General features: G+C 62.8%; 23 protein-coding genes and 1 tRNA gene. 16 read left to right on the top strand and 8 right to left on the bottom strand.

Translation table 11 applies throughout. The annotated features are described in order from the left end of the window. Positions 1 to 8 precede the first annotated feature (8 nt). From phrB to AC07R1_RS18715, 8 genes are read left to right on the top strand one after another with little or no spacing between them, the layout of a single operon-like run. The gene (gene phrB, locus AC07R1_RS18750) at positions 9 to 1,454 is read left to right on the top strand and encodes a deoxyribodipyrimidine photo-lyase (RefSeq protein ID WP_495110832.1); all 1,446 of its coding nucleotides are present in this window, start codon (positions 9 to 11) and stop codon (positions 1,452 to 1,454) included. Further along, positions 1,447 to 1,872 carry a nuclear transport factor 2 family protein gene (locus AC07R1_RS18745; RefSeq protein ID WP_123431402.1) on the top strand — a complete coding sequence of 142 codons (426 nt, stop codon included), beginning with the start codon at positions 1,447 to 1,449 and terminating at the stop codon, positions 1,870 to 1,872. Before phrB ends, AC07R1_RS18745 begins: the two co-directional genes overlap by 8 nt. Next, the gene (locus AC07R1_RS18740; protein WP_077934755.1) at positions 1,869 to 2,639 is read left to right on the top strand and encodes an SDR family NAD(P)-dependent oxidoreductase; all 771 of its coding nucleotides are present in this window, start codon (positions 1,869 to 1,871) and stop codon (positions 2,637 to 2,639) included. Before AC07R1_RS18745 ends, AC07R1_RS18740 begins: the two co-directional genes overlap by 4 nt. Further along, positions 2,636 to 3,883 carry an NAD(P)/FAD-dependent oxidoreductase gene (locus tag AC07R1_RS18735; RefSeq protein WP_019095043.1) on the top strand — a complete coding sequence of 416 codons (1,248 nt, stop codon included), beginning with the start codon at positions 2,636 to 2,638 and terminating at the stop codon, positions 3,881 to 3,883. Before AC07R1_RS18740 ends, AC07R1_RS18735 begins: the two co-directional genes overlap by 4 nt. Then, on the top strand, positions 3,880 to 4,695 hold the full coding sequence (locus AC07R1_RS18730) for a DUF1365 domain-containing protein (protein WP_125062179.1): 816 nt from the start codon (positions 3,880 to 3,882) through the stop codon (positions 4,693 to 4,695). Before AC07R1_RS18735 ends, AC07R1_RS18730 begins: the two co-directional genes overlap by 4 nt. Beyond that, complete coding sequence (locus tag AC07R1_RS18725) at positions 4,682 to 5,953, top strand: SAM-dependent methyltransferase (protein WP_019095041.1); 1,272 nt, start codon at positions 4,682 to 4,684, stop codon at positions 5,951 to 5,953. Before AC07R1_RS18730 ends, AC07R1_RS18725 begins: the two co-directional genes overlap by 14 nt. Beyond that, on the top strand, positions 5,946 to 6,461 hold the full coding sequence (locus tag AC07R1_RS18720; protein WP_072442504.1) for a DUF2878 domain-containing protein: 516 nt from the start codon (positions 5,946 to 5,948) through the stop codon (positions 6,459 to 6,461). The genes AC07R1_RS18725 and AC07R1_RS18720 overlap by 8 nt, the downstream gene beginning before the upstream one ends. Positions 6,462 to 6,515: 54 nt before the next feature. Next, a complete protein-coding gene (locus AC07R1_RS18715; RefSeq protein ID WP_011063401.1) occupies positions 6,516 to 6,824 on the top strand; it encodes a YkgJ family cysteine cluster protein in 309 nt (102 codons plus the stop codon). 8 nt (positions 6,825 to 6,832) lie between these two features. Here AC07R1_RS18715 and AC07R1_RS18710 read toward each other — a convergent pair whose 3' ends face one another. The 6 genes from AC07R1_RS18710 to hemA form a co-directional block, all read right to left on the bottom strand. Then, complete coding sequence (locus AC07R1_RS18710) at positions 6,833 to 7,351, bottom strand: acyloxyacyl hydrolase (RefSeq protein WP_015636972.1); 519 nt, start codon at positions 7,349 to 7,351, stop codon at positions 6,833 to 6,835. Positions 7,352 to 7,467: 116 nt separating this feature from the next. Then, positions 7,468 to 8,259 (bottom strand): glutamate racemase, encoded by a 792-nt coding sequence (gene murI, locus AC07R1_RS18705; RefSeq protein WP_065365193.1) that lies wholly within the window; start codon positions 8,257 to 8,259, stop codon positions 7,468 to 7,470. After that, positions 8,252 to 9,007 carry a molybdopterin-synthase adenylyltransferase MoeB gene (locus AC07R1_RS18700; RefSeq protein WP_015636974.1) on the bottom strand — a complete coding sequence of 252 codons (756 nt, stop codon included), beginning with the start codon at positions 9,005 to 9,007 and terminating at the stop codon, positions 8,252 to 8,254. Before AC07R1_RS18700 ends, murI begins: the two co-directional genes overlap by 8 nt. Further along, positions 9,001 to 9,831, bottom strand: a complete 831-nt coding sequence (gene prmC / locus AC07R1_RS18695; protein WP_495110831.1) for a peptide chain release factor N(5)-glutamine methyltransferase — start codon at positions 9,829 to 9,831, stop codon at positions 9,001 to 9,003. The genes AC07R1_RS18700 and prmC overlap by 7 nt, the downstream gene beginning before the upstream one ends. Further along, positions 9,832 to 10,914: a peptide chain release factor 1 gene (gene prfA / locus AC07R1_RS18690; RefSeq protein ID WP_011063406.1), complete on the bottom strand. Its 1,083-nt coding sequence runs from the start codon at positions 10,912 to 10,914 to the stop codon at positions 9,832 to 9,834. It lies immediately after the preceding gene. Then, entirely contained in the window at positions 10,914 to 12,188 is a 1,275-nt protein-coding gene (gene hemA, locus AC07R1_RS18685) for a glutamyl-tRNA reductase (protein ID WP_011063407.1), read from the bottom strand. Before hemA ends, prfA begins: the two co-directional genes overlap by 1 nt. Before the next feature lie 347 nt (positions 12,189 to 12,535). On the opposite strand from hemA, the gene AC07R1_RS18680 reads away from it, so the two are divergent. The 8 genes from AC07R1_RS18680 (at position 12,536) to ychF (ending at position 19,450) form a co-directional block, all read left to right on the top strand. Next, positions 12,536 to 14,260, top strand: a complete 1,725-nt coding sequence (locus AC07R1_RS18680; protein WP_011063408.1) for a tetratricopeptide repeat protein — start codon at positions 12,536 to 12,538, stop codon at positions 14,258 to 14,260. A 4-nt stretch (positions 14,261 to 14,264) separates the two neighbouring features. Beyond that, positions 14,265 to 14,882, top strand: a complete 618-nt coding sequence (lolB, locus tag AC07R1_RS18675) for a lipoprotein insertase outer membrane protein LolB (protein ID WP_495110830.1) — start codon at positions 14,265 to 14,267, stop codon at positions 14,880 to 14,882. Position 14,883: 1 nt separating this feature from the next. Next, positions 14,884 to 15,735 carry a 4-(cytidine 5'-diphospho)-2-C-methyl-D-erythritol kinase gene (gene ispE / locus AC07R1_RS18670; RefSeq protein ID WP_495110829.1) on the top strand — a complete coding sequence of 284 codons (852 nt, stop codon included), beginning with the start codon at positions 14,884 to 14,886 and terminating at the stop codon, positions 15,733 to 15,735. 36 nt (positions 15,736 to 15,771) lie between these two features. After that, positions 15,772 to 15,846, top strand: a tRNA-Gln gene (locus tag AC07R1_RS18665). A gap of 47 nt (positions 15,847 to 15,893) precedes the next feature. Further along, the gene (locus AC07R1_RS18660) at positions 15,894 to 16,835 is read left to right on the top strand and encodes a ribose-phosphate pyrophosphokinase (RefSeq protein WP_003171603.1); all 942 of its coding nucleotides are present in this window, start codon (positions 15,894 to 15,896) and stop codon (positions 16,833 to 16,835) included. 138 nt (positions 16,836 to 16,973) lie between these two features. Further along, positions 16,974 to 17,573, top strand: coding sequence for a 50S ribosomal protein L25/general stress protein Ctc (locus AC07R1_RS18655; RefSeq protein ID WP_011063411.1), 600 nt, complete (start codon positions 16,974 to 16,976; stop codon positions 17,571 to 17,573). A gap of 168 nt (positions 17,574 to 17,741) precedes the next feature. Beyond that, the gene (gene pth, locus AC07R1_RS18650) at positions 17,742 to 18,326 is read left to right on the top strand and encodes an aminoacyl-tRNA hydrolase (protein ID WP_011063412.1); all 585 of its coding nucleotides are present in this window, start codon (positions 17,742 to 17,744) and stop codon (positions 18,324 to 18,326) included. Positions 18,327 to 18,349: 23 nt separating this feature from the next. Beyond that, positions 18,350 to 19,450 carry a redox-regulated ATPase YchF gene (ychF, locus tag AC07R1_RS18645; protein ID WP_065365190.1) on the top strand — a complete coding sequence of 367 codons (1,101 nt, stop codon included), beginning with the start codon at positions 18,350 to 18,352 and terminating at the stop codon, positions 19,448 to 19,450. 58 nt (positions 19,451 to 19,508) lie between these two features. On the opposite strand, the gene AC07R1_RS18640 is transcribed toward ychF, so the two are convergent. Further along, positions 19,509 to 21,563 (bottom strand): TonB-dependent receptor domain-containing protein, encoded by a 2,055-nt coding sequence (locus tag AC07R1_RS18640; RefSeq protein ID WP_495110828.1) that lies wholly within the window; start codon positions 21,561 to 21,563, stop codon positions 19,509 to 19,511. Between the two features lie 189 nt (positions 21,564 to 21,752). Next, a complete protein-coding gene (pobA, locus tag AC07R1_RS18635; protein WP_011063415.1) occupies positions 21,753 to 22,940 on the bottom strand; it encodes a 4-hydroxybenzoate 3-monooxygenase in 1,188 nt (395 codons plus the stop codon). Positions 22,941 to 23,008: the final 68 nt, after the last annotated feature.

The raw sequence follows: 23,008 nt of genomic DNA, 5'->3' as shown, positions 1-23,008 counted from the left end.
GAACCGACATGCAATTGATCTGGCTGCGCAGCGACCTGCGCCTACATGACAACACCGCCCTGAGCGCCGCCGCCCAGCGGGGCGCGGCCGTAGCGGTGTATCTGCTGAGCCCGGAGCAGTGGCTGGCCCATGACGATGCACCCTGCAAGATCGATTTCTGGCTGCGTAACCTGCAGTCGCTGAGCACCGCCCTGGGCCGCCTGAATATCCCGCTGCTGATCCGCAGCGCCGCCACCTGGGAGCAGGCGCCTCAGGTCCTGCTGGAGCTGTGCCGGCAATTGCAGGTGCAGATGCTGCACTTCAACCAGGAATACGGCATCCACGAAAGCCGCCGCGATGCGGCCGTGACCCGGGCCCTGCAACACGCCGGAATCAGCGTCCAGGGTCATCTCGACCAATTGCTGTTCCAGCCCGGCAGCGTACTGACCAAGAGCGGCGGCTACTTCCAGGTCTTCAGCCAGTTTCGCAAGGTCTGCTACAGCCGCCTGCATACCGCACTGCCGGCCCTGGTGAAGGCACCCGGGGCTCAGTTGCCGCTGTCGATCAACGCCGATCCGCTCCCGCAGCGGGTCGAAGGCTTTCCCAGCCCCACCCAAGCCCTGCGCGAGCTGTGGCCCGCCGGCGAGGACGAGGCGCAAAGGCGCCTGGAGCAGTTCAGCGATGAACAGATCCACTACTACCAGAGCGAACGCGACTTCCCGGCCAAACCCGGCACCAGCCAGCTTTCGCCCTACCTCGCCGCCGGCGTGATCTCGCCCCGCCAGTGCCTGCACGCCGCCTTGCGCGGCAACCAGGGCGAGTTTGAAAGCGGCAGCCCCGGGGCCGTCACCTGGATCAACGAGCTGCTCTGGCGCGAGTTCTACAAACACATCCTGGTGGGCTACCCACGGGTGTCCCGGCACCGGGCCTTTCGCCCGGAAACCGAGGCGGTGAAATGGCGCCATGCCCCCGAGGAACTGGCGGCCTGGCAGGAGGCCCGCACCGGCCTGCCGATCATCGATGCCGCCATGCGCCAGCTGCTGGAGACCGGCTGGATGCATAACCGCCTGCGCATGGTGGTGGCGATGTTCCTGACCAAGAACCTGCTGATCGACTGGCGCGAGGGCGAGCGTTTCTTCATGCGCCACCTGATCGACGGCGACCTGGCGGCCAACAACGGCGGCTGGCAGTGGAGCTCGTCCACCGGCACCGATTCGGCGCCCTACTTCCGCATCTTCAACCCCATCAGCCAGTCGCAGAAGTTCGACAGTGAGGGGCGCTTCATCAAGCACTGGCTGCCGCAACTGGCGGGGCTGAACAAAAAAGATATCCACAACCCGGCGGCCATGGGCGGCCTGTTCGGCATGCCTGGCTACCCGGCGCCGATCGTCGATCTTTCACGCTCCCGGGAGCGGGCCCTGGCGGCGTTCAAGGCGCTGCCCGCGCGAATGGATGCAGGAGTGAGCCATGAGTGACTTTCTCGACAACTTCGCCCGGGAGTTCGCCACCCTCGACCGGCACAATCTCGACCGGCTGGAGCAGCTCTACAGCGATGACATCCAGTTCACCGATCCTCTGCACGAGGTCCAGGGGCTGGCCCAGTTGCGCGGCTACTTCGCCGAGCTCTACGCCAACGTCCGTGAGCTGCGCTTTGAATTCCACGGCAGCGACCTGTGCGCCGAGGGCCAGGGCTACCTGCGCTGGACCATGAGCTACCGCCACCCGCGCCTCAACGGCGGCGGCCTGATCCAGGTGGCGGGCTGCTCGTACCTGCAATGGCGCGATGCCAGGGTCTACCGCCACCGCGACTATTTCGACGCCGGTGCCCTGCTCTATGAACACTTGCCGCTACTCGGGGCGATGATCGCCTGGCTGAAACGGAGGCTCGGATGAAGCCTGCCATGCCACGAAGGGTCTGGCTCACCGGTGCCAGCAGCGGCATCGGTGCAGCCCTGGCCGAAGAACTGCTCAAGGCCGGGGCCCAGCTGGCGCTCAGCGCCCGTTCCCGCGAGCCCCTGGAGGCCCTGGCCAAGCGCTATCCGGGCCGAGTGCTGGTGGTGCCCGGCGACCTCACCGATGCCTTGCAGGTACGCGAGATCGGCAAGCGCATCGCCCAGGCCTGGGGCGCCCTGGACACGGTGATCCTGAATGCCGGGACCTGCGAATACATCGAGGTACAGCAGTTCGACGCAGCGCTGATCGAACGGGTGCTGAATACCAACCTGCTGGCCGCCAGCTACTGCATCGAGGCCGCACTGCCGCTGTTGCGCGCAGGCAATCGCCCGTACCTGGTGGGCGTGGCCAGTTCGGTGACCTGTTTGCCACTGCCCCGGGCCGGTGCCTATGGCGCCTCCAAGGCGGCGCTGCGCTATCTGCTGCAGTCCCTGCGTATCGATCTTGCTGCCGAAGGCATCGACGTGACCCTGGTCAGCCCGGGTTTTGTCGACACGCCACTGACCGCACGCAACGATTTCCCGATGCCCATGCGCTGGACCGCCGAACAGGCCGCCCGGCATATCCACCGGCATCTGGGCAGGCGCCCCCTGGAGATCGCCTTCCCAGGTCTGTTCATCTTCGGCCTCAAGCTCTTGGCCTGGCTGCCAGGCCGCCTGCAACTGAGCATTGCCAGGCGCCTGGCCCGTAGCGGGGAAACATCGTGAAAATCGCCATCATCGGCAGCGGCATCGCTGGCCTGACCTGCGCCTATGTGCTCAACCGTCGGCATGACATCCGGGTCTACGAGGCCGGCAGCTGGATCGGCGGCCATACCCACACCGTGAACGTCAGCCTCAATGGCGAGACCCAGGCCGTGGACACCGGCTTCATCGTCTTCAACGACTGGACCTACCCCAACTTCATTCGCCTGCTGAAGCAGCTCGGGGTGCGCTACAAAGCAACCGAGATGAGCTTTTCGGTGTGCGACCCAGCCTCCGGGCTGGAGTACAACGGCAACAACCTCAACAGCCTCTTCGCCCAGCGGCGCAACCTGCTGTCACCGGGGTTCTGGGGCATGCTGCGGGACATCCTGCGCTTCAACCGGGCCTCCCAGCAGGACCTGCTGCAACAACGCATCGCCGCCGACACCACCCTGGGCCAGTACCTGCAAAGCCAGGGCTACGGCGAGCGTTTTATCCGCCACTACATCGTGCCCATGGGCGCAGCGATCTGGTCGATGTCGCCGGGGCAGATGCTCGGTTTCCCTTTGCAATTCTTCGTGCGCTTCTTCAAGAACCACGGCTTGCTCTCGGTGAGCAACCGCCCGCAATGGTGCGTGATCGAAGGTGGCTCCAGCCGTTACATCGAGCCGCTGACCGCAAGCTTTCGCCAGCACATCCATCTCGACTGCCCGGTGCGGCGGGTCGAACGCGATGAGCAGGGCGTACTTATCCACAGCGACGCCGGCAGCGAGCGCTTCGACAAGGTGGTGTTCGCCTGCCACAGCGACCAGGCCCTGCAACTGCTGTCCAGCCCGAGCCTCGCTGAACAGGAAATCCTCCAGGCCCTGCCCTACGCCGACAACGATGTGGTGCTGCACACCGACACCCGCCTGCTGCCACGCCGGCGCCTGGCCTGGGCCAGCTGGAACTACCGCCTCGACGCCAGCGCCGAAAAGGCCGCAGCCGTGACCTACGACATGAACATTCTCCAGGGCCTGCAAAGCAGCAGCACCTTCTGCGTCAGCCTCAACCAGAGCGCCGCCATCGACCCTTCGAAGATTCTTGCCCGCTACACCTACGCCCACCCGCAATACAGTCTCGGCGCGCTGGCCGCACAAGCGCGCTGGGGCGAACTGCAGGGCGCGCACCACAGCTTCTATTGCGGAGCCTACTGGGCCAACGGCTTCCATGAAGACGGCGTGGTCAGCGCCTTGCGCGTGGCCCAGGCCTTTGGAGAGCAACTGTGAACAGCGCCCTGTACAACGGCTGGATCAGCCACCGGCGCTTCGCCCCCAAGGACCATGCCTTCCGCTACCGGATCGGCCTGCTGTACCTGGACCTGGACGAGCAGGAAGCGGTGCTGGGGCTCTCGCCCCTGGCAGGCCGCAGCCGTTTCGCGCCCTTCGCCTTCCGTGAAAGCGACTACCTGCCGACCTTCACCGGCCAGGGCATGCGCCTGATCGACGCGGTACGCCAGCAGGTGGCCGCGGCCATCGGCCACGCTCCCAGCGGCGCAATACGCCTGCTGACCCAGGTGCGCAGCTGGGGGCTGGCGTTCAATCCGGTGAGCTTCTTCTATTGCTTCGAGGCCAACGGGCAATTGGCGGCGATTCTCTGCGAAGTCACCAACACCCCCTGGCGCGAGCGCTATCACTATGTACTGCCGGCCCGCCCGGGCACTGCCCCAACGCCCGAGCACCAGCACTTCGCCGTGGCCAAGGCCTTCCACGTATCGCCATTCCTGCCCCGGGATCTGGAGTACCGCATGAGCTTCAGCCCGCCGGCCGAGCGGCTGGGCGTGCACATGGCCGACTGGCAGGGCGAGCTCAAGGTGTTCGACGCCACCCTCAACCTGCAACGCCAGCCCCTGGATCGACGCAGCCTGCACCAGTACCTGCGACATTTTCCATGGATGACCGCCAAGACCTGCCTGGCGATCTACTGGCAGGCCCTGCGCCTGGCCGCCAAGGGCATGCGCTTTTTTCCCCATCGGGCCGCCGTTGGCGCCTATCGCACAGCCGCCGTACAACCCAAGGATCGCCGCCATGAAATCCTCTAGCATCTCGGCCAGAACCCCCTTGCTCAGCACCCACAGCCTCACCGCCAGCCTGCTGCGCCGTGGCGTGCTGCGGCAACTGGCGCAGCTCAGGCACGGCCAACTAGTGGTCTGCGAAGAGGGCGAGCGTCTGGTGTTCGGCAGCAGTGGTGCCGCCCTGCTGGGGGAAATCCACATCCACGACTCCAGCGCCTGGGGCCTGGTGGCCAGCAGCGGTTCGATCGGCGCCGGCGAGGCATTCATCCACGGCTACTGGAGCACCCCGGACCTGACCGCGGTGATCCGCGTGTTCGTCAGCAATCTGGACGTGCTGGACGCCATGGAAGGCGGCCTGGCGAAACTGGGCCGGCCGCTGATCCGCGGCCTGCACTGGCTCAACCGCAATACCCGCAAGGGCTCGCAGAAAAACATCGCGGCCCACTACGACCTGGGCAACGAGCTGTTCGAGCAGTTCCTCGACCCCACCATGATGTACTCCGCCGCGCAGTTTCGCAGCGCCGAAGACAGCCTGGAGCAGGCCCAGCTGAACAAGCTGCAACGCATCTGCCAGAAGCTGGCGCTCAAGCCCGAGGACCACCTGCTGGAGATCGGCACCGGCTGGGGCAGCATGGCCCTGTATGCCGCGCAACACTACGGCTGCCGGGTGACCACCACGACCCTGTCCAGGGAGCAGTTCGCCTATACCCGGCAGCGGATAGAGGCCGCCGGCCTGCAGGACCGGGTAACCCTGCTGCTGGAGGATTACCGCGACCTGCGCGGCCAGTACGACAAGCTGGTGTCGATCGAGATGATCGAAGCCGTGGGCCACCGCTTCCTGCCCACCTACTTCAAGCAATGCGCGCACCTGCTCAAGAGCAACGGCCTGATGCTGCTACAGGCCATCACCATTCGCGACCAGCGCTATGAGCAGGCGAAAAATGGCGTGGATTTCATCCAGCGCTACATCTTTCCCGGTGGCGCCCTGCCCTGCGTACAGAAGATGCTCGAAGTGGTCAGCCGCGACACCGACATGAACCTGCTACACATGGAGGACTTCGGCCTGCATTACGCCCGCACCCTGCGCCTGTGGCACGAGAACTTTCGCCGCGCCCATGGCCGCCTCGGCGAACTGGGCTACGACGAATACTTCCTGCGGCTCTGGGAGTTCTACCTGTGCTATTGCGAAGGCGGCTTCCTGGAACGCAGCATCGGCACCGCCCAACTGCTGCTGGCCAAACCTGCGGCCGCGCCACAACCGCTGCTCGGGCGCCTCGATGCCTAGGCAACTGGTCAATGCCCTGCTGTTCCAGCTGGGCTGGTTCATCTGCGTGCTCAGCGGCGACAGCCTCTGGCTGCTGCTGGGGGTGGCGATCCTGCTGGCGCATCTGCACTGGATCGGCCGCTGGGCCGACGAAGGCCCGATGATCGTCGGCATTGCCCTGATCGGCATCGCCCTGGACAGCTTCCTCAGTTGGCTCGGGGTGTTTCAGTTCCAGCAAGTCAGCCTGCTGGTGCCCTTGTGGCTGATGCTGCTCTGGGCCCTGCTGGCCACCACACTGCGCCATGGCCTGGCCTGGAGCGCCCGGCCCTGGTGGCTGGGGTGTGTGCTGGGGGCATTGGGCGGGCCGCTTTCCTACTACGCCGGGGGGCGCCTGGCGGGAGTGACTTTTCCCTACGGCACCGGCCCCACCCTGCTCGGCCTGGGGCTGCTCTGGGCGCTGCTATTGCCGCTGCTGCACGTGCTCGCGCGGCCGGCCCCGCAAGAGCCGCCACTGGTCACCGGAGACTGAGCATCCGTCCGGGCTTTAACACAGCCCGGGCTCACTGCCTTACACTGCGCGCCTATGACCACCATCCCCGTTACCTCCATCGCCGCCGAACCCGCCGTCAGTTGCTCCACCTGCGCCGCCTGTTGCTGCCAGCTGGAGGTCATGCTGATCACCGACACCGGGGTGCCCGAGCGTTTTATCGATACCGACGATTGGGGAGGGGAAGTCATGCGCCGCCTGGATGACGGCTGGTGCGCGGCGCTGGACCGCGACAGCATGCGTTGCAGCATCTATGAGCTGCGGCCGCTGATCTGTCGCGAGTTCGAGCTGGGCGAGGCCGATTGCTTGAGCGAACGCCGGGGAATTGCCACGGCGTATCGCTGATAGCGGCCTCAGAGCGGCATCGTGTAATGCAGCGCGTAGCTTTCGATACCGTCGTTGGGGGTCTTGATGCCGGCGTTGGAGTAGTGCGTGGCGCGGATGCCGACTTCATGGCCACCGGCGAAGCGCAGGCCGAAACCGATGCGGTCTTCGAACTGGAAGGATGACCCCAGCTTGTTGTCCTCGACCTGGGTATGGGCAAAGGCCGCTACCCCGATGCCGGCCTCGATGTAGGGCTTGACGCTAGCCCCGGCGAATTCGTAGACCAGCACCGGGGAGAACGACAGGCTGTGGTTGCTGGAGGTCTTGTCGCCATCCCAATAGGTGTAGGCGCCGCTCCAGTAACCCGTGAGACGGCCGACGTCACTTTGCAGCCAGCTCTTGTCCCAATCCCATTGCATACCCAGCCGATAGGCCTGGGTCGAATCGCCAGTTTGCCCCACGGAGAACTCGACTCCGGCCGCCTGCGCGGAAAAACTGTGCCCCAACAACCCGGCCGCAAGTGCAGCCAAACACAACAGTCGCTTCATCAGGAACATCCTTTTCGAACGGTTTTATATGGTGTTGTACAACCCTGTGGATAGGCTATAGAAGCCAGCGCGCATTCAGAAGTTCAGCGCCAGCGAAGGGATTTTTCACGATTTTTTCACAACTGCAAAGACAGGACTTCAGCAGATTCTTTCCACAACAGAGGCAGCACCCGGGCAAAGTGCGGGACATCGCCACTGGTCCAGAAACAGGTTTCCCGGGCTGGCCCCTGGGCGCGCAGATCGCCTTCGTCGAGCAGCCGCTGCAATTGCCGGGCAACCGCGGCGCCGGTATCGATCAGGCTGATGGGCCCGGGCAGCATCTGCGCCAGCAGCGGCTTGAGAAACGGATAATGGGTGCAGCCCAGGATAATGGTGTCGCAGCCGGCAGCCAGCAGAGGCTCGAGGTAGCCGTGCAACAGTTGGCGCAGAGCGGCACTGTGCAAGTCGCCATTCTCGATCATCTCCACCAGCCCCGGGCAGGGCTGCGTGACGACCTTCACATCAGTGGCGAAACGGTCGAGCAAGGCGGCGAACTTGGCACTCTGCAAGGTGCCGGTGGTGGCCAGCACCCCGACCACGCCGCTGCGGGTCGCGGCCGCCGCCGGCTTGACCGCAGGCTCCATGCCAACGATGGGCCAGTCCGGATAATCGCGGCGCAAGTCGGCAACTCCGGCCACGGTGGCGGTATTGCAGGCCAGGACCAGGGCCTTGGCGCCCTGTTCACGAAAGAACCGGGCCATCAGGCTGCAACGCTGGCGAATGAACTCCGGGGTCTTTTCGCCATAGGGAATATGCCCGCAGTCGCCGAAATACAGCAGCGACTCGTGGGGCAGCAACTGTTGTATTTCCGCCAGCACCGAGAGGCCGCCGACGCCGGAGTCGAACACCCCGATCGGCGCTTCACTCACGATGGGTACCACAGACGCTGCACCCCGGATCGCGCTTGACCCGCAACTCGCGAAAGCGCGTGCCCAGGGCATCGATCAACAACAACCGGCCCACCAGCGGCTCGCCAAACCCGGCCAGCAGTTTCAGGGCTTCCAGGGCCTGCAGGCTGCCCACGGTGCCCACCAGCGGGCCGAGCACCCCGGCTTCGCTGCAGGTCAGTTCGGCTTCGCTGCCATGCCCGTATAGACAGTGGTAGCAAGGGCTTTCCGGGCGCCGCGGGTCGAAGACCGACAATTGCCCTTCCAGGCGGATCGCCGCACCGCTGACCAGGGGCTTGCCGGCCGCCACGCAAGCGGCGTTCACCGCCTCGCGGGTACTGAAGTTGTCGGAGCAATCGAGCACCAGGTCCACCGCCGCCACAGCAGCGGCCAGGGTATCGACATCCAGCGCCTGGCGATGGGGCACCAGGCGGACCTCCGGGTTGAGGGCAGACAGGCGACTGATGGCCGAGTCCACCTTGCTGACCCCGACGCTGTGGCTGTCGTGGATGATCTGCCGTTGCAGGTTGGTCAGGTCCACGCTGTCGAAGTCGGCCAGGTGCAGCTCACCAACCCCCGCCGCCGCCAGGTACAAGGCTGCGGGAGCACCGAGACCGCCGAGGCCGACGATCAGCACGCGGCTTTCCTTGAGGCGCAGCTGGCCGTCGATATCGACATGCTGCAACAGAATCTGTCGGCTATAGCGCAACAGCTCCTGGTCGGTCAGCACGGCCGGCACCCCAGGCTGATGCGCTCATGCCCACCCAGGTCGACCCGGCTGTGGACTTCGATGAAACCCTGGGCAGCCAGCAACTCGCGGACCGCCGCGGCCTGATCGTAACCGTGCTCCAGCATCAGCCAGCCACCGGCCTCCAGGTGCTGCGGCGCCTGGGCGACGATCAGGCGCAGGTCATCCAGACCATCCTTGCCCGCCACCAGGGCACTTTCCGGCTCGAAGCGCACGTCGCCGGCCACCAGATGGGGGTCGGCTTCGGCAATGTAGGGCGGGTTGCTGATGATCAGATCAAAGCGCCGGGACTCAATGGAGCTGAACCAGTGGCTGCTGAGCACGCTGACGTTGTCCAGTTGCAGGCGCTGGCGGTTGCGTTCGGCCAGGGCCACGGCTTCCAGTACCCGGTCCACCGCCGTGACCTGCCAGGCCGGGCGCTCGCTGGCCAGGGCCAGGGCGATGGCACCACTGCCGGTGCCCAGGTCAAGGACCGTGGCTGGGATCGCGGGCAACAGTTCCAGCGCCGCTTCCACCAGTAGTTCGGTGTCGGGGCGCGGGATCAGGGTGTGGGGCGCCACCTCCAGGTCGAGCTTCCAGAAGCCCTGCTGGCCAAGGATATAGGCCACCGGCTCGCCGGAGCGGCGTCGCTGCAGGTAGTCGGTGAACACCAGGGCCGCCTCGCTGGGCACGATGCGCTCCGGCCAGGTGTGGAGAAAGCTGCGGGGCTTGCCCAGGGCCGCGGCCAGGAGCAGCTCGGCATCCAGGCGCGGGGTCGGCGAGTCGGGCAGTTGGGCTGCGCGCAGCAGGCTGGCGATGATGGTCATTTACTCACCCAATGCCGCAAGTTGATCGGCCTGATATTCAGCCAGCAACGGCTCGATGACGGCTTCCACGCCCCCGGCGAGGATTTCGTCCAGGGAATACAGGGTCAGGTTGATGCGGTGATCGGTGACCCGGCCCTGGGGGAAGTTGTAAGTGCGGATGCGCTCGGAGCGATCCCCCGAGCCCACCAGCAGCTTGCGCTCGCTGGCAATGGCATTGGCCGCGGCGCTGGTCTGCTGGTCGTTGAGCTTGGCCGACAGCCAGGACATGGCCCGCGCCCGGTTCTTGTGCTGGGAACGCTCTTCCTGGCACTCCACCACGATCCCCGAAGGGATGTGGGTGATGCGGATCGCCGAGTCGGTCTTGTTCACGTGCTGGCCACCGGCGCCGGAGGAGCGATAGGTGTCGATGCGCAGGTCCGCCGGGTTGATCTCGATGGCTTCCTGTTCATCCGGCTCGGGCAGTACTGCCACGGTGCAGGCCGAAGTGTGGATGCGGCCCTGGGATTCGGTGGCCGGCACTCGCTGCACGCGGTGCGCGCCGGATTCGAACTTGAGCTTGCCGTAGACGCTCTCGCCTTCGACCCGGGCAATGACTTCCTTGTAGCCGCCGTGCTCACCCTCGTTTTCCGAGAGGATCTCCAGCCGCCAGCCACGCCGCTCGGCGTAACGGGAATACATGCGGAACAGGTCGCCGGAGAAGATCGCCGCCTCGTCGCCGCCGGTGCCGGCACGGATTTCCAGGAACACGTTGCGCCCGTCGTTGGGGTCCTTGGGCAGCAGCATGCGCTGCAGGCTGCTTTCCAGTTCGGCCAGTTGTTCCTTGGCCTCGCGCACTTCCTCGGCGGCCATTTCCCGCAGGTCCGGGTCGTTGTCCTTGAGCAGCGCCTGGGCGCCTTCAAGGTCCGCCTGGACCTTGAGCACCTGTTTATAAGTAGCCACGATCGGCTCGACTTCCGCGTATTCCTTGGAGTAGGCGCGGAACTTGGCCTGATCGGAAATGACCTCAGCATCGCCGAGCAAGGCGGTCAGTTCCTCGAAACGATCCTGGAGAATGTCCAGCTTACTGAGCAGTGACGCTTTCATTACGGGGTTTTATCCGATGAGCCCTCACCGAGGGCAAAGAGTTCTTGGGCCATGGCCAGCGCATCGAGGCGGCCTTCGGCGGAGAGCTTTTTCAACTGCACGCTCGGCGCGTGCAACAGTTTATTGGTCAGGCCGCGGGCCAACTGGGCCAGCACGTCCTCGGCGCCGCTGCCGTTGGCCAGCATGCGCAGGGCTTTCTGCAGTTCTTCATCGCGCAGGCGTTCGCTCTGCTGACGATAGGCCTTGAGCACATCCACCGCCGCCAGTTCCCGCAGGCGCACCATGAAATCCTCGGCGCCGATGTTCACCAATTCCTCGGCGGCCTGGGCCGCGCCCTGGCGGCTCTTGAGGTTTTCTGCCACCACTTCGTGCAAGTCGTCGACGGTATAGAGGTAAACGTCGTCCAACTCGCCGACTTCTGGCTCGATATCCCGGGGAACGGCGATGTCCACCATGAAAATCGGCTTGTGCTTGCGCAGCTTCAAGGCACTTTCCACTGCGCCCTTGCCGAGGATCGGCAACTGGCTGGCGGTGGAACTGATGACGATGTCGCTGTGCACCAGTTCCTGGGGAATATCCGAGAGCAGCACGGCGTGGGCACCGAATTGCTCCGCCAGGAGGCTGGCGCGCTCCAGGGTACGGTTGGCCACCACGATACGCTTGACTCCCAGGTCGTGCAGGTGCCGGGCCACCAGGGTGATGGTCTCCCCGGCGCCGATCAGCAGGGCCTGACTGCGTTGCAGGTCGCTGAAAATCTGTTTCGCCAGGCTCACCGCGGCGAAGGCCACGGACACCGGGTTCTCACCGATGGCGGTGTCGGTGCGCACCTGCTTGGCGGCGCTGAATGTGGCCTGGAACAGCCGGCCCAGCAGCGGCCCGACGGTGCCGGCCTCGCGGGCCACGGCGTAGGCGGACTTCATCTGCCCGAGAATCTGCGGCTCGCCCAGTACCAGCGAATCCAGCCCCGACGCCACCCGCATCATGTGACGAACTGCCGCATCGTCCTCATGCACGTAGGCACTGGCGCGCAGCTCGTCTAGGCTCAAATGGTGATATTCCGCCAGCCAGCGCAGCACCACATCCGCAGAAAGATGATCCTGTTCTATATAGAGCTCACTGCGATTGCAGGTGGAGAGGATCGCAGCTTCGCGGCTGTCGGTGAGTCGGCAGAGCTGCTGCAAGGCCTCAACCAACTGCTCAGGGGTAAAGGCCACGCGCTCGCGGACGTCTACAGAAGCAGTCTTGTGGTTAATACCGAGTGCAAGGAAGGCCATTCAAGGTCGCTGATGATGTCGAGAAGCCGGCAATTGTCCTACTTCGCCCGACTCAGAACAACTACCGCCGACTATTGTCCTAGTTTTGTGCCAAAACTCGCCGAGCGAAGATCAGGCAAGGCGAAAACAGGCGAGGAAGCGGAGTTTAGGGGCCTAAATGAGCATTCCGAGCCTGTTTCTGCGTAGCGCCAGGGCCGCCCAGCGCGCAGCATGGTCGAAGCGCAGGCAGTTTTCGCGCAGAAACTAATAGACTGCCTCTGTTCTGGCATCCCGTTGAGTCTCGGTTATGTTTGGCCGAAGGCTTGTGTCATGATGATCCGACCGCAGGTTAGTCGCCCTCTTCCTATATGAATAGATCTTCCGCGTTGCTCCTCGCCTTTGTCTTCCTCAGCGGTTGCCAATCTCTGGCACCCGTTTCATCGGACGCTACGTCGCCGGTGGAAGACAGCACCTCCGCCCCTGAAAAGCCCAAGGTCTATTCCTCGTTCAGCGAAGACACCGTCTTCAGCCTGCTGAGCGCTGAACTCGCGGGCCAGCGCAATCGTTTCGACATTGCCCTGGACAACTACGTGACCCAGGCCATCAACACCCAGGATCCGGGCATCTCCGAGCGGGCCTTTCGCATCGCCGAGTACCTGGGCGCCGACCAGGCTGCCCTGGACACATCGCTGATCTGGGCGAAAAACGCCCCCGACGACCTGGAAGCGCAGCGAGCCGCCGCGATCCAGCTGGCCCGGGCCGGGCGCTATGACGACTCGATGGTCTATATGGAGAAGGTCCTGCAAGGCAAGGGCGATACCCACTTCGACTTTCTTGCCCTGTCCGCAGCCGATACCGACCAGGACACGCGCAACGGCCTGATGAAAAGCTTCGACCGGCTGCTGCAGAAACACCCGCACAACAGCCAGTTGATTTTCGGCAAGGCCTTGCTCATGCAACAGGACGGCGACGCCAAGGAAGCCCTGGCCCTGCTGGAACAGAACCCACCGGAAGACGGTGAAGTTGCGCCATTGCTGCTGCGCGCCCGCCTGCTGCAAAGCCTGAACCGGGGTAAAGAAGCCCTGCCGCTGCTGGAAAAAAGCATCCGCAAGTACCCGGACGACAAGCGCCTGCGCCTGACCTACGCCCGCATGCTGGTGGAGCAGGACCGCATGGAGGATGCCAAGACCCAGTTCTCCAGTCTGGTCCAGCAATATCCGGAAGATGACGAACTGCGCTATTCACTGGCACTCGTCTGCCTGGAGGCCAAGGCCTGGGAAGAAGCCAAGGGCTACCTGGAAGACCTGATTGCCCGTGAAAGCCACGAAGACTCCGCGCACCTGAACCTGGGCCGGATTGCCGAAGAGCTCAACGACCCGCAAGGGGCCTTGATCGAATACGGCCAGGTCGGCCCGGGCAATGACTACCTGCCCGCACAGTTGCGCCAGGCCGATATCCTGATGAACAACGGCCGCACCGACGAGGCGCAAAAACGCCTGGTGGCGGCCCGCGACGCCCAACCCGACTACGCCATCCAGCTGTACCTGATCGAAGTCGAGACCCTGTCGGCGAACAACCAGGGCGAGCGCGCCTGGAAAGTCATCCAGCAGGCCCTGCAGCAATACCCCGACGACATGAACCTGCTGTACACCCGCGCCATGCAGGCGGAAAAACGCAATGACCTGGCGCAGATGGAAAAGGATCTGCGCCTGATCATCCAGCGCGAACCGGACAATGCCATGGCATTGAACGCCCTGGGCTACACCTTGTCTGACCGCACTACACGCTATGCCGAAGCCAAGACCCTGATCGAGCAAGCCCACCAGCTGACTCCGGAAGACCCGGCCGTCCTCGACAGCCTGGGCTGGGTGAATTTCCGCCTGGGCAACCTGGACGAAGCCGAACGCCTGCTGCGCCAGGCCCTGGAACGCTTCCCCGATCAGGAAGTGGCGGCGCACCTGGGTGAAGTGCTGTGGAACAACGGCAAGCAGCGCGAGGCCAAGCAGATCTGGAGCAAGTTCCTCAAGGATCAGCCCGACAGCCCCGTGCTACGCGGCACCATCAAACGCCTGACCGGATCAGAGACTCTTTAAGACCATGTTTTTGCGCCACTTTATCGTTTTCAGCTTTATCGCCCTGCTGGCCGGCTGCGCCGGCTTCGGTGCCCGCGAGTCCGTCCAGGGCCAGGGCAACCCTGCGCAATGGCGCTTGCACAAGGATCAACTGACCGGCCTCGACGGCTGGCAGATCAACGGCAAGATCGGCATTCGTGCCCCCAAGGACTCCGGCAGCGGCACGCTGTTCTGGCTGCAACGCCAGGACTACTACGACATCCGCCTGTCAGGCCCGCTGGGCCGTGGCGCCGCACGACTCACCGGTCGTCCCGGCCAGGTCAGCCTGGAAGTGGCCAACCAGGGTCGCTATGAATCCGCAAGCCCGGAAACCATGCTGGAAGAACAGCTGGGCTGGAAGCTGCCGGTCTCGCACCTGGCCTGGTGGGTTCGCGGCCTGCCCGCGCCCGACAGCAAAAGCCGCCTGACCCTGGACGGCGACAGCCATCTGGCGAGCCTGGAGCAAGATGGCTGGCAGGTGGAATACAGCAGCTACTCGCAGCAGAACGGCTATTGGCTGCCCGAGCGGATCAAACTGCACGGCAGCGACCTTGACGTCACCCTGGTGATCAAGGAATGGCTGCCGCGCAAGCTGGGGCAATGAAATGTCCATGGAAAAACTGACCCTGCCCTCCCCGGCCAAACTCAATCTGATGCTGCACATCCTCGGTCGCCGTGAAGATGGCTATCACGAGCTGCAGACCCTGTTCCAGTTTCTCGACTACGGCGATGAAATCACTTTCGCCCTGCGCGATGACGGCGTGATTCGCCTGCACACCGCGTTCGAAGGCGTGCCCCACGACAGCAACCTGATCGTCAAGGCGGCGAAGAAACTCCAGGAACAATCGGGCTGCACCCAGGGTATCGACATCTGGATCGACAAGGTCCTGCCCATGGGCGGCGGCATCGGCGGCGGCAGTTCGAATGCCGCCACCACCCTGCTGGGCCTCAATCACTTGTGGCAACTGGGCTGGGACGAAGACCGACTGGCCGCACTGGGGCTGACCCTGGGCGCCGATGTTCCGGTTTTCGTCCACGGGCATGCTGCCTTCGCCGAAGGTGTGGGGGAAAAACTGACCCCTGAATATCCCGAAGAACCCTGGTATCTGGTACTGGTCCCGCAAGTGTCTGTTAGTACAGCAGAAATTTTTTCCGATCCTTTGTTGACACGGAACACCGCGCCCATTAAAGTGCGCCCCGTTCCCAAGGGAAACAGCAGAAACGACTGCCTTCCGGTAGTCGCAAGGCGTTATCCAGAAGTACGTAACGCATTGAATTTGCTAGGTAAATTTACCGAAGCAAAACTGACTGGAACTGGAAGTTGTGTGTTTGGGGGCTTCCCAAGCAAAGCTGAAGCTGATAAAGTCTCGGCCCTTCTTACAGAGACCCTTACAGGGTTTGTAGCCAAAGGAAGCAACGTTTCGATGTTGCATCGCAAGCTGCAAAGTCTGCTCTAAAGGAACCGAGTGCCAGGCATTCGAAGCAACAGATACAGGGGCGTCGCCAAGCGGTAAGGCAGCAGGTTTTGATCCTGCCATGCGTTGGTTCGAATCCAGCCGCCCCTGCCATTTTCCTATACTCATCCAGGTATACCCTCAGCCTTCAGGTACTGCGCGTGTCCAAGATGATGGTCTTTACGGGGAACGCTAACCCCGATCTGGCTCGGCGTGTCGTACGTCAGCTGCATATCCCTCTCGGTGACATCTCTGTTGGAAAATTTTCCGACGGCGAAATTACTGCCGAGATCAATGAAAATGTCCGCGGTAAAGACGTCTTCATTATTCAGCCGACTTGCGCTCCGACCAACGATAACCTGATGGAACTCGTGGTGATGGCCGACGCCTTCCGCCGTTCCTCAGCGACTCGTATCACTGCTGTTATTCCTTATTTTGGTTATGCCCGTCAGGATCGCCGTCCGCGTTCCGCACGTGTGGCTATCAGCGCGAAAGTCGTCGCTGACATGCTCACCGTAGTCGGCATCGACCGTGTTCTCACGGTTGATCTGCATGCTGACCAGATTCAGGGCTTCTTCGATATTCCGGTAGATAACATCTACGGCTCCCCGGTTCTGGTGGATGACATCGAAGATCAGCGTTTCGAAAACCTGATGATCGTGTCCCCGGACATTGGCGGCGTCGTGCGTGCACGTGCCGTGGCCAAGTCCCTGGGCGTTGATCTCGGGATCATCGACAAGCGTCGTGAGAAAGCCAATCACTCCGAAGTGATGCATATCATCGGCGACGTCGAAGGACGCACCTGCATTCTGGTCGATGACATGGTCGATACCGCCGGCACCCTGTGCCACGCGGCCAAGGCCCTGAAAGAGCATGGCGCAGCCAAGGTCTTTGCCTACTGCACACACCCTGTGCTGTCGGGTCGGGCCATCGAGAACATTGAAAATTCCGTGCTGGACGAGCTGGTGGTGACCAACACCATCCCGCTGTCCGCTGCAGCACAAGCCTGTGCGCGTATCCGTCAACTGGATATCGCACCGGTAGTTGCCGAGGCGGTTCGCCGTATCAGCAACGAAGAATCGATCAGCGCGATGTTCCGCTAGGGCCCGTCCCTGGCAGAACATCCCGATGACGAAAAGCGCCCCGTCCCAACCTGTGTTGGGACGGGGCTTTTTTGCCCATATCGCCTTTAGCGCTGGTCGCAAACGCTGGGGCGAGTGTGGTTATTTTGGAGATACAACATGAACGATTTTACTCTGAATGCTGAAGTGCGTTCCGACCTGGGGAAAGGTGCGAGCCGCCGCCTGCGTCGTCTCGCAAGCCTGGTTCCAGCTGTAGTTTACGGTGGCGACAAAGCCCCTGAATCCATCAGCATGCTGGCCAAAGAAGTTGCCAAGCTGCTGGAAAACGAAGCTGCCTACAGCCACATCATCGAACTGAACGTTGGTGGCACCAAGCAGAACGTCGTGATCAAGGCCCTGCAACGTCACCCGGCCAAAGGCCACGTGATGCACGCTGACTTCGTTCGCGTGGTTGCTGGTCAGAAACTGACCGCCATCGTTCCAGTGCACTTCATCAACGAAGCTGCTCCGGTCAAGAAAGGCGGCGAGATCTCGCACGTAATCGCGGAAATCGAAGTTTCCTGCCTGCCCAAAGACCTGCCTGAGTTCATCGAAGTCGACCTGGCTGACGCTGAAATCGGCACCATTGTTCACCTGTCCGACATCAAGGCCCCTAAAGGCGTTGAATTCGTGGCCCTGGCACACGGCAACGACCTGGCAGTAGCCAACGTCCACGCTCCACGTGTTGCTCCAGAAGCTGCAGAAGGCGCTGCAGAGTAATTCACTCTGACGCGGGAGTTAAGCGGAGTACATCGCGGACTGGAACGTAGCGAGAAAGCGGGCGAGAACGCGAAGTTTGCCGCAAGGCAACCCAGCTCTTGTCGTCCACTTTCGCCGTAGCACCGGTTGCGGCGATGTCATCCACCACTCCAAAGAAGGGCCCCTATCGTGACTGCCATCAAACTGATCGTTGGCCTGGGTAATCCAGGCACCGAATACGAACAGACCCGGCATAACGCAGGGGCCCTTTTTGTTGAGCGCATCGCCGAAAAACAAGGGATCAACCTTGTCGCCGATCGCAAATATTTCGGCCTGACCGGGCGCTTCAGTCACCAGGGTCAGGACATTCGTCTGTTGATTCCCACCACCTACATGAACCGCAGCGGCCAGGCCGTGGCGGCGCTTGCCGGCTTCTTCCGCATCAAGCCGGAAGAGATCCTGGTGGCCCACGACGAACTCGACTTGCCGCCAGGCGTCGCCAAGCTCAAGACCGGCGGCGGCCATGGCGGGCACAACGGACTGCGGGACATCATCGCGCAGCTCGGTAATCAGAATACCTTTCACCGCCTGCGGCTCGGCATCGGCCATCCGGGCGTTGCCAGTATGGTTTCAAACTTTGTCCTGGGTCGTGCGCCACGCGCCGAACAGGAAAAACTCGATGCCAGCATCGATTTTGCCCTCGGCGTGCTGCCGGATATCTTCGCCGGTGAATGGAACCGCGCGATGAAAAACCTGCACAGCCAGAAGGCCTGACTCTACTCCTCGGGGAATACACCATGGGATTCAATTGCGGCATCGTCGGCCTGCCTAACGTCGGCAAGTCCACCCTGTTCAACGCCCTGACCAAATCCGGGATCGCGGCCGAGAACTTCCCCTTCTGCACCATCGAGCCCAACAGCGGTATCGTGCCGATGCCCGACCCGCGCCTGGACGCCCTGGCCGCCATCGTCGTGCCCGAGCGCGTGCTGCCCACCACCATGGAGTTCGTCGACATCGCCGGCCTGGTGGCCGGTGCTTCGAAAGGTGAAGGCCTGGGCAACAAGTTCCTGGCCAACATCCGCGAAACCGACGCCATCGCCCATGTGGTCCGCTGCTTCGAAGACGACAACGTGATCCACGTGTCCAACAGCGTCGATCCCAAGCGCGACATCGAAATCATCGACCTGGAACTGATCTTCGCCGACCTCGACAGCTGCGAAAAACAGTTGCAGAAAGTCGCCCGCAACGCCAAGGGCGGTGACAAGGATGCCGTGGCCCAGAAAGCCCTGCTGGAGCAGTTGATCGCCCACTTCACCGAAGGCAAGCCGGCCCGCAGCCTGATGAAGGACATGAGCAGCGATGAGAAGCTGATCATCCGTGGCTTCCACCTGCTGACCACCAAGCCGGTGATGTACATCGCCAACGTTGCCGAAGACGGCTTCGAGAACAACCCCCTGCTGGACGTGGTCAAGGCCATTGCCGAGGAAGAAGGCGCGATCGTGGTGCCGGTGTGCAACAAGATCGAGGCGGAAATCGCCGAGCTCGATGACGGCGAAGAAAAGGACATGTTCCTCGAGGCCCTGGGCCTGGAAGAGCCCGGCCTGAATCGGGTGATCCGCGCCGGCTACGAAATGCTCAACCTGCAGACCTACTTCACCGCAGGTGTGAAGGAAGTTCGCGCCTGGACCGTGCGTGTCGGTGCTACCGCGCCCCAAGCGGCCGCGGTGATCCACACCGACTTCGAGAAAGGCTTCATCCGTGCCGAAGTCATCGCCTACAACGACTTCATCCAGTTCAAGGGTGAAGCCGGTGCCAAGGAAGCCGGTAAATGGCGCCTGGAAGGCAAGGAATACATCGTCAAGGACGGCGACGTGATGCACTTCCGCTTCAACGTGTGATCCCCTTCAGCCCCATTGCCTGGCAATGGGGCTGATTCCCCCGCTACATCCAGCGGCCTCAGAAGTAAGTGGTTGCCCCCGCAAAGAACGCCCGCCCGGGCACGTAGAAGTTGGTCGATCCATCCCGCAGGTCTTTATCCAGCAGGTTCTGCACGCCGCCATTCAGGGTCAGCCACTTGGTCAGCGCCAGGTTCGCCGTCAGGTCGTAGGTGGTGTAGGACTGCACGAAATCATTGCCCAGGCCCCGCTGCTTGCCGACGTGCTGAGCCGAAAGCTCGGTGCTCAGACGGTCGGTGACCTGCCAGTCCAGCGCACTGAATGCCGACAGTTTGGGCGAGCTGATCAAATCCTCGCCGGTGGACAGGTTCTTGCTTTCCAGCATGTAGGTGGCGTTGGTGCGCCACGTCACGGAGTCGCCCAGCGGCACCCGGGCGGTGCCTTCCCAGCCACGGGTGCGGGCCTTGTCGACGTTTTCCAGCATGGTCCACCAGCGGCCCTGGTACTGGCCCAACGGGCCGTATTCGATCTTGTCGGTGAAATCGGTGTGGAAGTAGGTCAGGCCCGCTTCCCAGCCATCGTGGTCGAACGAAAGGCCGATTTCCTTGTTGGTGCTGGTTTCCGGTGTCAGGTTCGGATTGCCCGCCATCCAGCAACTACCAGTGACATAGCCCAACGGCCGCAACGAACCACAGCCCCGGCCTGCGGATTCGGTAGCCGCCCCCGCACTGCCCTCCTTCAGGCTTGGCGCACGAAAACCCTTGGAAACACCGCCACGCACGGTCCAGTCCGGGTGCGGGTGATAGACCACATACGCCCGCGGGCTGTTGTGGTTACCGTACTTGTCGCTGTGGTCGAAGCGGTTGCCCAGGGTCAGGGACAGGTTGTCCAGCAGGAACAGTTCATCCTCGATAAAGGCCGCCGAGTAATCGCCCTTCAAGGTCGAGCCACTGACCGGCGCGCCCTGATAATCCACAGGTACCGTGCCCAGGGTATCGGTGTTGGTCAGCTCTTCACGCTTCCATTGCCCGCCCAGCGTCAGGCGCTGGTCCAACAGCAATTGGAAGGGAATATTCAGGCTGCCCTCGACGATCTTCTCTTCCGAGTTGGCTTTGCCCAGGTCAAGGTCGTTGCGGTACTTGTTCAGGTAGGCATCGAGCTTCGAGGTACCAAAGCTCCAGTCACCGGTGTGGGACAGGATGTAGCTGTCGCGAGTCAGTCGGCTGGGGCCAAAGGCGCCACCAATGGTCTCGTCCCAATCACCAAAGGTCTTCTTTGATGCCCAGGAATGCTCAACGCCATGCACCGCCTCGAAGGACAGGCTCTGCTCCTGGTTGATCTGCCAGTCCAGCAGTGCATTCACGCTCTGATCCTTGGAGCCGCCCGCGCCATCGTCGTACATGAAATCGCCCTGGGCATCGCGCCGCGCCTCTACCTCATCCGCAGCCCGACGCGTGACGTTGGCCCCCAGGCGCAGCCCCAGGGACTCCGTCAGCGGACCTGCCGCATTCACGCTGTACTGAGTGGTCTGGCCGCGGTCGGAATCCTTGGGCACGGTGATATTGGTGCTGGCCGAGCCGGTCCAGGTCCGCGAGACCTTGCGGGTGATGATATTGATCACCCCGCCCATGGCGTCCGAACCATACAGCGACGACATAGGCCCGCGGACGATCTCGATGCGCTCGATCATGTTCGGCGAGATCCAGTTCAGGTCCTGGCGCGCCAGGTCGCGGCGATAACTCAGGTCCGCGGAACTGCCGACCCGCTTGCCATCCACCAGGATCAGCGTGTACTTGTCGTCCAGCCCCCGCAGCTTGATCTTCGACTGCTCGCCCACCGGGCCGAAACCACCGGTCACCCCCGGCACCCGGCGCAGCAGGGTATTGAGGTCATAGACCGGCTGGCGCTCGATTTCCTCGCGGGTGACGACGCTGACACTGGCCGGGGCATCCTTGAGATCCGTGGCGCCGCCAGTAGCCGTGACAAAGGCGGTATCCAGTTCCAACGATGCAGGCTTGGCCTCTTCAACCGCATCGCCGGCCTGCGCCAGCGGGGCCAGCAGGCCGACACCGGCGCTGAGCAGAAGCGAATTGAACAGGCAGGAGCTGACTTTCATTACAAACGATCCTTGTCGATTCAATGCACCCGGATGGTGCATCAAGGGAGAGAGGGATCGGAGTGTAATGCTAATGAATATCATTTATAAATAGGAATGTTTCCGCACTGTTACATTACGGCTTGCCGCCCGTTGCAGGCAGCGCCCTGAAACGGCCCACTGCATGCGGGTCGCTTCAGGGTCGTGGGCTCAGCAGATTTCTTCGTAAGGCAGGCCCACATAGTTCTCGGCAATGTTCACCAGGCCAGCGTGGGAGTTGAGGAAATATTCGCGATCGGCCTGCTGCATCTTGTGGTCCCAGGCATCCTGCCGGTCGCCGAAATCGTGCAGCAGATTGGTCATGAACCAGCTGAAGCGTTCGCCCTTCCACACCCGGCGCAAGGCCAGTTCGGAATACTTTTCCAGCAGCTCGGTACGCCCTTCGCGGTAGACCTTGACCAGGATCCGGTACAGGTAGCACACATCGGAGGCCGCCAGGTTCAGGCCCTTGGCACCGGTAGGCGGAACGATATGGGCCGCGTCCCCCACCAGGAACAGCTTGCCGTACTGCATGGGCTCCACCACATAGCTGCGCAGCGGCGCGATGCTTTTCTCCAGCGCTGGCCCGGTCACCAGGTCAGCCGCCACCTCTTCTGGCAGACGGGCCTTGAGCTCGTTCCAGAAGCGCTCGTCGGACCAGTCCTCGACCTTGTCGCTCAGCGGCACTTGCAGGTAGTAGCGGCTGCGGGTCAGGGAGCGCTGGCTGCACAGCACGAAACCACGTTCATGCTGCCCATAGATCAGTTCGTGATTGACCGGTGGGGTATCGGACAGCAGCCCCAGCCAGCCGAAGGGGTATTCGCGCTCGTAGTGGGTCAGCACGTCTTCGGGAATGCTCTTGCGCGCCACGCCATGAAAACCGTCGCAGCCGGCAATGTAATCGCAGTCGATGCGCTGCAGCTGGCCGTCTTTTTCATAGGTGATATAGGGCTGCGCGCCCTTCATGTCATGGGGCTGCACCTTGTCCGCCGAATAGATGATCGGCGCTGCGCAGGCAGCGCGGGCCTCCATCAGGTCGCGGGTGACTTCGGTCTGGCCATAGACCATCACCGTCTTGCCGCCGGTCAGGGCCTTGAGGTCGATACGCACGCGCTTGCCGCCCATCAGCAGCTCCACCCCTTCATGGACCAGGCCTTCAGCGTCCATGCGGCGGGCCACACCGGCCTCGCGCAGCATGTCCACGGTGCCCTGCTCCAGCACACCGGCACGGATGCGGCCCAGCACGTAGTCCGGGGTCTGGCGCTCGACAATCACGGTGTCGATGCCGGCCTTGTGCAGCAGTTGGCCCAGCAGAAGGCCGGAAGGTCCGGCGCCGATAATCGCAACCTGAGTTTTCATTGTTGTCGTCTCATAAGGGCATTCCAGTCACCGTGCAGGCGAAATCCGGAATTTATGGTTATTGTTGT

It is taken from the genome of Pseudomonas sp. GW821-FHT07F01, assembly GCF_059418825.1.
The sequence above is the reverse complement of the archived record's forward strand: the minus strand, read 5'-3'. Positions and strand labels throughout refer to the sequence as shown.

Bases quoted from the DNA above. Each gene is read 5' to 3' on its own strand.
- AC07R1_RS18640 (WP_495110828.1), bottom strand. From the start codon at position 21,563: ATGAAAGTCAGCTCCTGCCTGTTCAATTCGCTTCTGCTCAGCGCCGGT.
- ispE (WP_495110829.1), top strand. From the start codon at position 14,884: ATGTCCATGGAAAAACTGACCCTGCCCTCCCCGGCCAAACTCAATCTG.
- AC07R1_RS18740 (WP_077934755.1), top strand. From the start codon at position 1,869: ATGAAGCCTGCCATGCCACGAAGGGTCTGGCTCACCGGTGCCAGCAGC.
- pobA (WP_011063415.1), bottom strand. From the start codon at position 22,940: ATGAAAACTCAGGTTGCGATTATCGGCGCCGGACCTTCCGGCCTTCTG.
- AC07R1_RS18725 (WP_019095041.1), top strand. From the start codon at position 4,682: ATGAAATCCTCTAGCATCTCGGCCAGAACCCCCTTGCTCAGCACCCAC.
- AC07R1_RS18710 (WP_015636972.1), bottom strand. From the start codon at position 7,351: ATGAAGCGACTGTTGTGTTTGGCTGCACTTGCGGCCGGGTTGTTGGGG.
- ychF (WP_065365190.1), top strand. From the start codon at position 18,350: ATGGGATTCAATTGCGGCATCGTCGGCCTGCCTAACGTCGGCAAGTCC.
- AC07R1_RS18680 (WP_011063408.1), top strand. From the start codon at position 12,536: ATGAATAGATCTTCCGCGTTGCTCCTCGCCTTTGTCTTCCTCAGCGGT.
- AC07R1_RS18715 (WP_011063401.1), top strand. From the start codon at position 6,516: ATGACCACCATCCCCGTTACCTCCATCGCCGCCGAACCCGCCGTCAGT.
- phrB (WP_495110832.1), top strand. From the start codon at position 9: ATGCAATTGATCTGGCTGCGCAGCGACCTGCGCCTACATGACAACACC.
- AC07R1_RS18720 (WP_072442504.1), top strand. From the start codon at position 5,946: ATGCCTAGGCAACTGGTCAATGCCCTGCTGTTCCAGCTGGGCTGGTTC.
- prfA (WP_011063406.1), bottom strand. From the start codon at position 10,914: ATGAAAGCGTCACTGCTCAGTAAGCTGGACATTCTCCAGGATCGTTTC.
- hemA (WP_011063407.1), bottom strand. From the start codon at position 12,188: ATGGCCTTCCTTGCACTCGGTATTAACCACAAGACTGCTTCTGTAGAC.
- AC07R1_RS18655 (WP_011063411.1), top strand. From the start codon at position 16,974: ATGAACGATTTTACTCTGAATGCTGAAGTGCGTTCCGACCTGGGGAAA.
- lolB (WP_495110830.1), top strand. From the start codon at position 14,265: ATGTTTTTGCGCCACTTTATCGTTTTCAGCTTTATCGCCCTGCTGGCC.
- AC07R1_RS18745 (WP_123431402.1), top strand. From the start codon at position 1,447: ATGAGTGACTTTCTCGACAACTTCGCCCGGGAGTTCGCCACCCTCGAC.
- prmC (WP_495110831.1), bottom strand. From the start codon at position 9,831: ATGACCATCATCGCCAGCCTGCTGCGCGCAGCCCAACTGCCCGACTCG.